We start from the raw sequence: 11,583 nt of genomic DNA, 5'->3' as shown, positions 1-11,583 counted from the left end.
TACCACTGTAGCTAAAATTGTCATCGTCTTCGTTGCTTTAGAATCTAGATCTACTATATACCTTTGAGATATATAACCGACTGCTAATCCTAAGAGGATTGACCCTCCTATCTCTAGAAAAGGGAATAAAAATAAATTGAGCAAGGATATAGACCCACCATTATAATTTACTATTGCTAAAGGTCTAACCAGACTAAAGATCACTAATGCTAAGGCTTCACCCACACCAACAACGACCATAATCATAGAAGTAAGTAAACCCTTTGCATTATACTCCTCTAAGAGCATAACTGTAGGAGCTGGAGCTGTGGCTGTGGCAATAGCCCCTAATATAAGTCCGATGTGCAGGGGGTACCCCAAAGCAAGGATAGCAAAAATAACTAATAAAAAGGTTGCTATCCCCTGTAATATTACAATCCAGAATATCTCCTTTTCAAACTTTTTTAATATTTTAAGTGATAGTTCAGTTCCAATAGTAAAGGCTATAAAAGCTAAAGCCAAATCAGCAAAATAATTTAAGTTTTCTATAGTATACATATACCATTCCTTGGTACTTTGAGATAAAAAAGGTATACTTGTAACAATATCAAAACTTAGTAGTATTCCTAAAACCACATAGCCTACTATACTTGGAATCTTAATCTGTTTACTGATAAGTAAAATAATAAGACCCAATACTAATAATCCACCTACCACATACAGCGTCCTATCATTAGCTTGATTGACAATCATCCAGTCCTTAAGCTCATTAAGATCTTTAATCCCTTCTAGATTCATCCCCTTCTTCTCCTACCTCCAATAAATAATATAATAGATCTGCCCTTGATATATATCCTCTCAGTTTATCTTCTTTATTTACTACATAAAGGTATGACTCCTTATTCTTTATTATAATACTAGCCATATCATCCATACTCTCATCTTCTTTTACAGATATAACCTTCTTCGACATATAGTCTTTGACTTTTTTGCCTTTTATATTATTTAAATTTTCAGCAGCCTGATTTCGTTCATAAATAAATTTATTTATATCTAAGAAACCATATCGTTCTGGGATTATATTCTTTAAAATATTTTGGATATAAATAGTCCCCAAGAAAGTATTTTCATCATCAACCACAGGGAGAACAGACCTTTCTATCTTATGCATCAATCTAATTACTCCCTCAACTTCATCATGCTGACAGACTGAATTTAAACTTCTCATCATATAATTCTTTACTTTACTCATAATTATATGCTCACCCTTTCGACTTCAATTAATTCTAATCTCTCTTCAATTTCACCTTTATTTTTTAATAATATCTCCTTCTCTTCTGCTACTACCAAAGCTGCAGCTGCTGCCCATCTATTTGCTTCAATAAAATCAAAGCCTTTTCTCTCAACATAGTCAAAGAAAGCAGCATTATAAGCTTCCCCTGCCCCTAACCAATTAACCATACAAAAATCTTTTGAAGAAACCTTATAAGTTTCATCTTTATCAAAGATAAGATGATTACACTCATAAGGGAGAATTGCATATTGAGCCCCTTCTTCTAATAACTTTTTCCCAGCCCAGATATAATCCTCAATAGTAGCTACCTCTTTATCTAAAATCTTATTGGTATGCTTAAAATAAGGTACAACAACCTTAGGTTGCTCCTCTAATGCTAAGTTAAGAACTTCACCACTAGCATGCAAATAAACTTCTTTATTATTTTCATGACAGATACTAATTAATTCTTTATAAATATCAAAGCTAACTCCACCAGGAATTGCTCCAGAGATCATAATAAATTCACTATCTACTATCCCTCTTTTAAATCTTTTGATAAAATTATTTATATCTTTATCAGAAACACTATAAGTATAATCATTATAATGAGTATAAGTAGCCGGGCTTTCCCCGATAATAAATATATTATTTCTCATTTCATTCTCTGTAAAGATATAATTTGTTGTAATATCACAGTCTTGAACCAGCCTTTCAAAGAATAGCCCCTGCTTTCCACCAACAAAACCAATGTTTTGAACATCTTCATGTCCTAAATTTTTAAGGTTAATAGCGCTTAAAACTCCTTTTCCTCCTGGTGATACCTTTACACCCTCGTCATCATATATATACTGGTGTAGGTTAGGCTTGTTCTCTTTAACAAAGTATTCCCTATCTATTGCAGGATTTAAAGTAACAGTTGTAATCATTAATACCCCTCCTTATAATTTAAAGTTTACTATTATTTACTATTATACTCTGTTTATAACTTTTTTTAAAGTGAAGTAGAAAAATATATTAAATTTAGAGTAAAAAAAGCTACCGAGTAACGATAGCTTTTCTACTTCTATTAAATTTCTGCAAAAACTTTATCCAATATTTTTATAGCTTTATCTACATTATCTTTGTTAATAATTAATGGTGGTAAAAACCTAAGTACCTTTTTACCTGCTGTTAAAACTAATAGACCTTCACCCAAAGCCTTCTTAACTATATCAATTCCTTCAACCTCAAGCTCTAAACCTAAAATTAGGCCCATCCCTCTTAACTCCTTAATAAAAGAATACTTATCCTTTAATTCCACTAATCTCTTTTGCATATAAGTGCTCATCTCTTTTACATCTTCTAACAAATTATTCTCTAAGATAATCTTTAAAGTTAGATAAGCTGCTTGACAAGCCAAAGGATTACCTCCAAAGGTTGAACCATGATCTCCTGGATTAAAGGCTTTAGCTACCTCATCCTTAGCTAAGAAAGCTCCAATTGGCATACCATTTCCTAAAGCCTTTGCTAAGCTAAGGATATCAGGCTCGACTCCATACTCCTGATAAGCAAATAAGCTACCTGTTCGACCTATACCTGTCTGTATCTCATCGAAGATAAGTAATATACCTTCTCTATCACATATCTCTCTTAACCCCTTTAAGTAACCTTTATCTGCTGGATGGACACCACCCTCACCTTGTATAGGCTCCACCATTATAGCCGCAGTATTATCTGTTATTGCTTCCCTTACCGCTTCTAGATTATTATACTCCACATGTACAAAACCTCCAGGAATCGGTTGATAGGGTTTTTGATATTTGGGTTGGCCCGTTGCTGCTACAGTGGTTAAAGTCCTTCCATGAAAAGACTTTTTTGCAGTAATGATCTCCCATCTATCCTTTCCTTTTTCTTTGAAGTATTTCTTAGCCAACTTAATAGCTCCTTCGTTGGCCTCGGCACCACTATTACTATAAAAGACCTTATCCGCACAAGAATTTTCAATCAATATTTTGGATAGTTTAGCTTGAATTTCAAAATAATAAAGGTTTGAAGCATGAAGAACCTTTTCAACTTGCTCTTTTATTCCTTCAGTAAACTCTGGATAATTATAGCCCAAAGCATTTACAGCAATTCCAGCTACAAAATCCAAATACTCATTACCTTCATTATCATAAAGATAAACCCCTTCCCCTTTTTCAATTACTACAGGAAAACGTTCACCAAAGACATTCATAAAATAATTCTTATCCGCTTGCAGAATCTCACTCTTATTCATCCTAACCACTCCCCCATATCAAATAATAGTTAATAAAGAATATTAAATAAATAAAAAAATATTCTCTGTGCTTTATATTTGCTCCTGACTTTAACTGTTAACTTTACACTGCTCTTACTTAGATATCATAGAACCTATTCCATGGTCAGTAAACATCTCTAAAAGAAGTGCGTGATCAACTCTCCCATCAAGTATATGAGTCCTCTTTACACCCTGCTCTAATGCCGTTATACAAGATCTCACCTTGGGAATCATTCCTCCTACTATCTTCTTTTCATCAATCATCTCTTTAACCTCTTCTACCTTTAACCTTGAAATTAAAGAAGATTTGTCTTCTGGGTTTGATAGTATTCCTTCTATATTAGTCAATAGAATTAACTTTTCAGCACCTAAAGCTGCTGCTATCTCTCCTGCTACAAGGTCGGCATTTATATTATAGCTCTCTCCATTCTTATCAACACCAACTGGAGCTACAATAGGTAAATAACTATTATCTATCACCGTCTCTAATATCTCAGGATTAACCTTATCAATCTCTCCTACGTAGCCAAGGTCAACCTTTCCATTAACTTCATACTTCTTAGCTTGAATCAAGTTACTATCTTTTCCCGATAAGCCCACTGCCTTATTACCAGCCAAATTTGCCAATGATACGATTTGAGTGTTTATTCTCCCAATTAAAGACTCCTCTACAACTTCCATAGTAGGTTTATCTGTTATCCTTAAACCTTGATGAAATTCACTCTCTATACCTCGTCGCTTTAGATTCTGACTAATTAAAGGTCCCCCTCCATGAACTACTACTGGATTAACCCCTATATACTTTAATAATGTTATATCATCAAGAACTGAAGCCATTATCTCGGGATTTACCATAGCATTACCTCCATACTTAACTACTATAGTCTTTCCAGAGAACTCCTTCATATAGGGCAAAGCTTCAATTAATATATCAGCCTTCTTAATAAACTCTTCCATAAAATTCACTTCCTCTCTTCAATTGCTATAGTGTCTGTGTCAGTAAAAACCTTAAGTCCATCATAAAAGATCTATATTTAGGTTAAGGTTTGAAATTTTGACTTTACTCACACTCTCACTGGCACTCACACTACTATCAAGTATGATACTCTCCATTAATTTCTACATATTTATAAGATAGATCACAGGTCCAAACTCTATCACTATAATCTCCGTTATTCAAATTTACAACTATATTGATATCTTTACTTGCAAGTAAATCCTCCTTTATCTCTTGGGTTACCTGCTGTTCTCTAGCTAATAGCTTAACTCCATTTATCTCTATCTCTAGATTATCCAAGTCAAAATCCACTCCTGCAGAACCAATTGCAGCTACGATTCTTCCCCAATTAGGATCCTCACCAAATAAAGCAGTTTTAACTAAGCTAGAATTTGCTATCTTTCTAGCACCTTTATGTGCCTCTTCTAGGCTTTTTGCCCCTTTAATCTCAACCTCAACAAACTTAGTGGCCCCTTCACCATCTCTAACTATCTGATGGGCCAACCACCTTGTCAGCTCCTTTAAGACCTCCAAAAACTTATAGTAATCATTATTCTTTTCCTTTATAATCTCATTTCCTGCCTCACCATTTCCTAAAATTATAACCATATCATTTGTACTTTGGTCACCATCAACGGTAATTCTATTAAAAGATTGATTAACTGCTTCAGTTAAAGCCTCCTTTAACAATCCACTCTCTATTGCTAAATCAGTAGTCAAGAATCCAAGCATAGTAGCCATATTGGGTTCAATCATCCCTGATCCCTTAGCGATACCACCGATTCTTACATTCTTACCTGCTATTTCAAACTCAAAAGCCTTCTCCTTAGCATATGTATCAGTAGTCATAATCGCCTGAGCAGCTAAAGGTCCTCCTTCATCACTTAAGTTATCGAAAGCTTCTGATATTCCTCTTTTAACCTTATTCATAGGCAAAAACTTTCCAATAATTCCCGTGGATGCTACTAAAACTTTATCTACATCTAATCCTAACTTTTTAGCTGTTAAATTTATCATTTCTTTAGAATCTTTGTATCCTCTCTTTCCAGTACAAGCATTAGCGTTACCACTATTAATAATTATCGCTTGAGCCTTTCCTTCCTCTATTATCTCTTTATCAATTGTGACAGAAGAAGCACATGATTTATTAGTAGTAAAGACTCCTGCTACATTTCCTTCAGATTCACTATATATCAAAGCAATATCTTCATTGCCACTTCTCTTAATCCCAGCACTAACCCCTGCGGCAAAAAAACACTTAGGAGCGGTAACACTCCCCTCTATCTCATTATAACTCATCTTAATAATACCTCCTTTTTCTAGTTTACAATTTATAATTGATAATTGATAGTTAAAATCTTTAAAACCATTTAAGCAAAAACGAAAAATCAGAACTTAAACTATCAATTATCAATTCTTAACTTTCAATTATCAACTACTATAGCCCTCTGAGTTTTTGGAGACCTAAAAACTCTTCGTGGGCAAAGCTAACATTTCTTTTTTTAACTCGATACTGCTTTTGCTGCCCTAAAGATACATCCCTACATCTTCTAATCCCAAACTCTCATCCCAACCTGCCATAATATTAAGATTCTGAATAGCTTGACCAGCCGAACCTTTAATTAAATTATCTATAGCAGATACTATAATTACTCTATTTCTTCGCTCATCTATCTGGATTCCAATGTCACAATAATTAGATCCTACTACATACTTTAACTGAGGAAGTTGGCCCATATCTAAGATCCTTACAAACTTATTAGCTTTATAAAAAAGACGATACCTTTCCAATAACTCTTCTATCTCTACCCCTTTAGTTAGATTTCCATAAATGGTAGCTAATATCCCTCTTTTTACCGGTAAGAGATGAGGGGTAAAAGTTAAGCTAACATCATTATCCCCTACCAAAGAAAGTTTTTCCTCTATCTCTGAGGTATGACGGTGATTCCCTACCTTGTAAGCCTTAAAATTACTATCGATCTCACAAAAGTGAGTTCCTAATGAGACCTTCCTCCCAGCTCCTGTAGTTCCAGACTTTGCATCTATTATAATACTACCATCCTCTATTAAACCCTCTTTAACCATCGGGGCCAACGCCAAAATAGAGGCTGTAGGATAACACCCTGGATTGGCTACTAATTTTGCCTCTTTAATCTTCTCTTTTCCAAGTTCAGGCAATCCATAGACACCTTCTCTTAATAGTTTTGGTGAACTATGCTCCTTATACCATTCTTCATAGGTGATCAAATTACTGTATCGATAATCACCACTTAGATCTATGACCTTAATACCTCTCTCTACTAATTTAGGTACAACATCCATTGAAATACCATGGGGCAGTGCTGTAAAAATAAACTCTGACCCCTCTCCTACCTTATCTAATTCTAACTTTTCGCACTCAATATCTATCATTCCCTTTAAGTTTGGATATATATCAGATATCTTCTGCCCAGCAAAGGTATTTGAAGTTAAGGTATTAATCTCTAACTTTGGATGCTTAGCCAATAACCGAACCAATTCTGCACCTGTATATCCTGTTGCTCCTACTACACTTACATTCACCATTTACTCCTCCTTAATTAATCCCGACTATTTCATTAATAATTATACATAAAAAAGTATAATAATACAATGGTTTTTCCAAAGTTTTTTATTGATAATTCCTTATATCCCTTTTTATATCCTTTCCAAAGGACAAAAAAAGAAAAAATTGCCTAATGGCAATTAAGTCAATCACCTCGCACCTCTTATTTTTTTAATAAGTTCAAACCTAAGAGAGTAATAAACCCTCCAACTCCCACTCCAATAATCCAACCTGGCATAGTCCTAATAACTGTATAAATTCCTCCTAGGAATAAGACAAGACCCAAACTGGGTTTAACCTTCCTTTGATTGCGAAGCCAAAACCTCTTTAACTTAAACTTCCAAGCCATATTATCCCCCCTAAAGTACTTCTCCCTACAGTATATGAAGTAAGCTAAATTTCTGTGCAAGAAATTTTAAAAAAATAATCCAACTCATTTTTTTACTACTATTAAATAATATGACTTTAGCCTCTATAGTGTTTTTATAAATAAGAACAAAAATCAGATAATAGGATTATAAACTAATTTTTAACCAATATTTTAATTTAATAAAAAAAAGACTTGACCTAATTTAAAACATAAGTTATAATTTAAATTGTTGCTTAGGGGAGTAGCTCAATTGGTAGAGCACCGGACTCCAAATCCGGGTGCTGCGGGTTCAAGTCCTGTCTCCCCTGCCAATAAAACAGTTGGCAATTAAAAATTGATAATTGACAGTTAAGAGATTTTAAGAATTTAAAGTTTTAACTATCAACTATAACCTATCAATTATAAACTGGTACTAAGCCGAGGTGGCGGAATTGGCAGACGCATCGGACTTAAAATCCGGTGGGCTTTTGGCCCGTGTCGGTTCGAACCCGACCCTCGGTACCACTTTTTAAATCGATTAAGGACTAAAAATTAAGAATTAAAAGGCTTTAAAGCTATTAATTTTTATCTCTTAATTATTAGTTACACTTATTGTCGCGGGGTGGAGCAGCTGGTAGCTCGTCGGGCTCATAACCCGAAGGTCGTTGGTTCAAATCCAGCCCCCGCAACCAAAATGTAAAGGTTGATTAGAATAGGGAGTGCCCTTGGTGCAACCCGATTTTTTTATAAGTAAGTATAAATTAATAATAAGGGAATATAGCTCAGTTGGGAGAGCGCTACGTTGACATCGTAGAGGTCAGTGGTTCGAACCCGCTTATTCCCACCAAATACAAACCTAGTTATACCAAGGCTTTACAAGCTGTTGGTGGAGCGGGTCTTTTTTATTTTTTGGAGCTTTAAGGTGGAGGGAATTGTATCCCGTTTATGATGTAGTGGAGAGGAAACTTGATAGTAAGTTGGCCCGGGAGAAGGAGAAGATTATTAATTTAATAGAGGTTGGCTTAGGAGTATTAGACATAGACAAGGAGGTAGAGCAACCTTTAATTGAGGCTAAAGACCTTCGAGATAATGTTGAAAGGTATAATAGCAGTAGCTTTCCTTATTCTCCTAGTCAGTATTATCGAGTAGAGAAGAGGGCCCTGGAGAAGCTAGAGGATAGAGTATAGGGGATTTGATACAGAAGGTTAAGAGATAAAAGTTTATATTTGTACCTTATAATTTTCAGAAAATTATTTACTTTTCATAATACTTGAAAGTGATTCTATAAAATGTTACAATAGGTAATGTTGATTTTATAAGTTGATTTTTGAAGAGGGTGATTTTATGAGAGATAATAATTGTATTAGGAAAGAGATTGAAGTGTTGAGAACTAAGATGATTGAAGCGGTTAGAGATAAATCTTCAGTTAATGAAGATGTTATTAGAATAAGTCAAGAGTTAGATGAGAAGATCTTAAGTTATATGACAAATAATTTGGATTAAATTTTTAAATTAATATAAATTTGACAGATGTTATTTTTAAATCATTAATATAATAATGTAGTAGATAGTAAATATACATAGATAGTTAGAGAGATAAAGTCAAGGGCCAACGCTCTTTGACTTTTTTTGCTCTTAAGAAAATTTTTTTTAGAAGAAGTTTGAGTAGAGTATAGAGCATCTAATTTGAGTATGGAGAGAAGCATATCCATAATGGATATGCTTTTTTTAATTAATGTAGAATTTATTGGAGGGGTAGTATCTGTTTTCTAGAATTAATATAATTGAAATAGGATAATTGTGTTTTATAAACATAAACTTTATATCATTTGGTTTTTTGTGCTTTGATTTATGAAGTTACAAAACAATAAAATGAGGAGGAGAATAATAATGAATTATAAGAAAAATGTTATAAAGAATTTGAAAGAGAATACTAAAACAGGCATTATCTTTTTTAGTATTTTGTTAATTATATCTATACTAGTTGAAGTAGCTATAATTCTTGGAATTCCTGTTTATAGAACTAATCTTTTTGGAGGTGAATCTCTTACTTAGTTAGTTGTTTTATTAGGTTTTTATTATATTTTAATTTCTTTAGAAAAGATTATTGATTTATTAATAACAATTACAGATAGATTGGGTGAAAGTAAGGGCTAAAATTTGATTTGGGGGTTATAAAGTGAGAAAAGAAAGTAAAGTTCATAAGAAGGAATTAATAGATAAAGTCAAGGTAAAAGTAAAGGTAGGGTATATCTCAGTAGCCTTAATAGCTACTCTTTATATAATTTTTAGTGTTATTGAGAGTTTAAATCCTAATGTTAGCGGCATGAGTGAGTGGATGATTTTTTTCTTGTTAGTCTGTGTAGCTTTATATATATTGGATGGTTATAAGTTAATAGTTGAAGTGTTGCAAATTATAGATATAAAAAGATAGTAGTTATTTTAAATATGTTAAAGTGGTGTAAGGTAAGTATTCATTTGTAAATTTGGTTTATTAGGTATAAAGTATTGAATAAATTTTAGAAAAGATAAATAGCCAAAGTCAAAAATAACAAGTTTGAGAGGTGGTTTAATTGAAAAAGCAGAAAAATTTAAGAGTATGAATATAATAGATCTAGGGTAAGTAAGAATTGATAGTGAGATAGGGGATAAGTTAGAATTAGAAGTTAAAACTCCTGATGGAAAAATTGAAAATTTATATTATCAACTAGAAAATTAAGAAACTATTATAAGGAAATAGATCAATATCTAAAAGGTGTAGGATAATTAAGTGACTTTATGAAAGAGATTAAAAATGAGGCAACTAAATTAGATGAAATAGAAGCCATTTTACCGAGTATTAATGACAATAATTATTCCATTAATAAAGAAGAATTACTTACTTTTGTATTTATTGAAGGAGTCAAATATGAGTTGGAAGCTAGTGAAGAAGGGGTATTTAAAGAAAATATATAGTTGTTAATAAAGAAGATGTTAAGTTGAAAATAGTTTTTTCTAGCAATCAAGTAGAATATAATAATAAAATTGAAGTATTTCAACAGGTGCTTGATACTATTAAACTAGTTGATTAAGAATTTAAGCTAAATAAATTGCCGATTAGAATAGTAGAGAGGCCGCACAATTAATTAAAAAATATAGAAATAAGAGATGATTTAAATTAAGAAACGTTATTTTATATTTTTCATTATCTTTAGTTTATATTATGTACTAGCAAATATTATCTTTTTAGAAAGCAATATAATTTACAATATCTATAATGTTTTATTAGCAGGATTATTAGGAAACATTATGTATTTTGGTGGAAAAAGATTATTAAAGCCTAGCTATGAGAAATTTAAAAAGATCATTCAAAAGTATAAATGATAAAAGAATTAATATAATAAATATGTTTTTAGAATTTGTTTTATTATTTACTATCTTAGATTATAAGCTTTATCTTTAAGGAAGCTTTTTTACTAGTCTTTATCGAAGATTTTTGAGTTCAATAAGTACTGCTATTTTCTTTACATTAGGATTTTATTCAATACAAAGATTATATCTAAAGAATAATAACAGCTTGAAAAAATAGATAAAATTAATTAGTTGTTTTTTCAAGTTTATCAAATGGTTATCAATTAAATAAAAAATGATTTGATGACTTCTATATAGTAGAGGTAAAGGCAATGAAGGCTAGTTTTTTAAGCCATATTAAAGAATGTTATTTGGTGGGAATCTAAGATTAAGAATCTCTATAATGATATATCATCAAATCTAAAATTATGTATTATGATTATAGCTATACCCTCTTAGCTTACTTAAACCTTCATAATTTAAGTATATAAATTTTTCAACTCACATATAATATTATAGACTCAATCTTCTAAGGGAGTGGTAGAATGCCTAGAATTAGAATAGGTACTAAAGATTATGTTGAATGTTTACAGGAAAGGCTGTATTTCGAATTAGATTTTTTAAAAGAAGATGGTATTTTAATAGATGTTGATGAAATAAAACAGGGTGAAATTAGACTCTTTGAATGTAGGTGTTCTTCTACTCGAAAAGAGATAGATGAGAAGGTTCTTTTAAATATCTTTAAAGAGTATATAGCTAATGTTTTATCTGATGTAATTATAAATTATTT

13 protein-coding genes, 4 tRNA genes and 1 pseudogene are annotated in these 11,583 nt (G+C 32.1%); 10 read left to right on the top strand and 8 right to left on the bottom strand.

The window, feature by feature from the left end; all coding sequences use genetic code 11:
• The 8 genes from HALSAC_RS0113310 to HALSAC_RS0113275 form a co-directional block, all read right to left on the bottom strand.
• Positions 1-777: cation:proton antiporter domain-containing protein (locus tag HALSAC_RS0113310; protein WP_027340673.1), on the bottom strand; the 777-nt coding region annotated here is incomplete at its 3' end.
• A complete protein-coding gene (locus HALSAC_RS0113305; RefSeq protein WP_027340672.1) occupies positions 758-1,231 on the bottom strand; it encodes a CBS domain-containing protein in 474 nt (157 codons plus the stop codon). The genes HALSAC_RS0113310 and HALSAC_RS0113305, both read right to left, overlap by 20 nt.
• A gap of 2 nt (positions 1,232-1,233) precedes the next feature.
• The gene (locus HALSAC_RS0113300) at positions 1,234-2,181 is read right to left on the bottom strand and encodes a 1-phosphofructokinase family hexose kinase (RefSeq protein WP_027340671.1); all 948 of its coding nucleotides are present in this window, start codon (positions 2,179-2,181) and stop codon (positions 1,234-1,236) included.
• Positions 2,182-2,321: 140 nt separating this feature from the next.
• A complete protein-coding gene (locus HALSAC_RS0113295) occupies positions 2,322-3,512 on the bottom strand; it encodes an aspartate aminotransferase family protein (protein ID WP_027340670.1) in 1,191 nt (396 codons plus the stop codon).
• A gap of 114 nt (positions 3,513-3,626) precedes the next feature.
• Entirely contained in the window at positions 3,627-4,490 is an 864-nt protein-coding gene (gene argB, locus HALSAC_RS0113290; RefSeq protein ID WP_027340669.1) for an acetylglutamate kinase, read from the bottom strand.
• A 136-nt stretch (positions 4,491-4,626) separates the two neighbouring features.
• Complete coding sequence (gene argJ, locus HALSAC_RS0113285; protein WP_027340668.1) at positions 4,627-5,829, bottom strand: bifunctional glutamate N-acetyltransferase/amino-acid acetyltransferase ArgJ; 1,203 nt, start codon at positions 5,827-5,829, stop codon at positions 4,627-4,629.
• A gap of 228 nt (positions 5,830-6,057) precedes the next feature.
• On the bottom strand, positions 6,058-7,095 hold the full coding sequence (gene argC, locus HALSAC_RS0113280) for an N-acetyl-gamma-glutamyl-phosphate reductase (RefSeq protein ID WP_027340667.1): 1,038 nt from the start codon (positions 7,093-7,095) through the stop codon (positions 6,058-6,060).
• A gap of 182 nt (positions 7,096-7,277) precedes the next feature.
• Positions 7,278-7,463 (bottom strand): hypothetical protein, encoded by a 186-nt coding sequence (locus tag HALSAC_RS0113275; protein WP_027340666.1) that lies wholly within the window; start codon positions 7,461-7,463, stop codon positions 7,278-7,280.
• A gap of 256 nt (positions 7,464-7,719) precedes the next feature.
• Between HALSAC_RS0113275 and HALSAC_RS0113270 the strand changes: the two genes are divergently transcribed.
• The 10 genes and pseudogenes from HALSAC_RS0113270 to HALSAC_RS17305 all read left to right on the top strand — a co-directional run.
• Positions 7,720-7,795 (top strand) — tRNA-Trp (locus HALSAC_RS0113270).
• A 105-nt stretch (positions 7,796-7,900) separates the two neighbouring features.
• Positions 7,901-7,988: transfer RNA gene (locus HALSAC_RS0113265), tRNA-Leu, on the top strand.
• A gap of 91 nt (positions 7,989-8,079) precedes the next feature.
• A tRNA-Met gene (locus tag HALSAC_RS0113260) sits at positions 8,080-8,155 on the top strand.
• Positions 8,156-8,234: 79 nt separating this feature from the next.
• A tRNA-Val gene (locus tag HALSAC_RS0113255) sits at positions 8,235-8,310 on the top strand.
• A gap of 85 nt (positions 8,311-8,395) precedes the next feature.
• Positions 8,396-8,650, top strand: a complete 255-nt coding sequence (locus HALSAC_RS0113250; protein ID WP_027340665.1) for a hypothetical protein — start codon at positions 8,396-8,398, stop codon at positions 8,648-8,650.
• A gap of 157 nt (positions 8,651-8,807) precedes the next feature.
• Positions 8,808-8,966, top strand: a complete 159-nt coding sequence (locus tag HALSAC_RS16945; protein ID WP_084804518.1) for an aspartyl-phosphate phosphatase Spo0E family protein — start codon at positions 8,808-8,810, stop codon at positions 8,964-8,966.
• Between the two features lie 387 nt (positions 8,967-9,353).
• Positions 9,354-9,518 (top strand): hypothetical protein, encoded by a 165-nt coding sequence (locus HALSAC_RS17170; protein ID WP_156924198.1) that lies wholly within the window; start codon positions 9,354-9,356, stop codon positions 9,516-9,518.
• A gap of 124 nt (positions 9,519-9,642) precedes the next feature.
• Positions 9,643-9,897 carry a hypothetical protein gene (locus HALSAC_RS0113235; protein ID WP_027340664.1) on the top strand — a complete coding sequence of 85 codons (255 nt, stop codon included), beginning with the start codon at positions 9,643-9,645 and terminating at the stop codon, positions 9,895-9,897.
• Positions 9,898-10,241: 344 nt separating this feature from the next.
• Complete coding sequence (locus tag HALSAC_RS17165) at positions 10,242-10,418, top strand: hypothetical protein (RefSeq protein ID WP_156924197.1); 177 nt, start codon at positions 10,242-10,244, stop codon at positions 10,416-10,418.
• A 920-nt stretch (positions 10,419-11,338) separates the two neighbouring features.
• A pseudogene (locus HALSAC_RS17305) lies at positions 11,339-11,583 on the top strand (putative sporulation protein YtxC); the annotation flags it as partial.

The sequence above is a fragment of the Halonatronum saccharophilum DSM 13868 genome, assembly GCF_000517025.1.
GTDB classification, from domain to species: domain Bacteria; phylum Bacillota; class Halanaerobiia; order Halobacteroidales; family Halobacteroidaceae; genus Halonatronum; species Halonatronum saccharophilum.
This window is presented reverse-complemented; position numbering and strand designations above follow the sequence as displayed.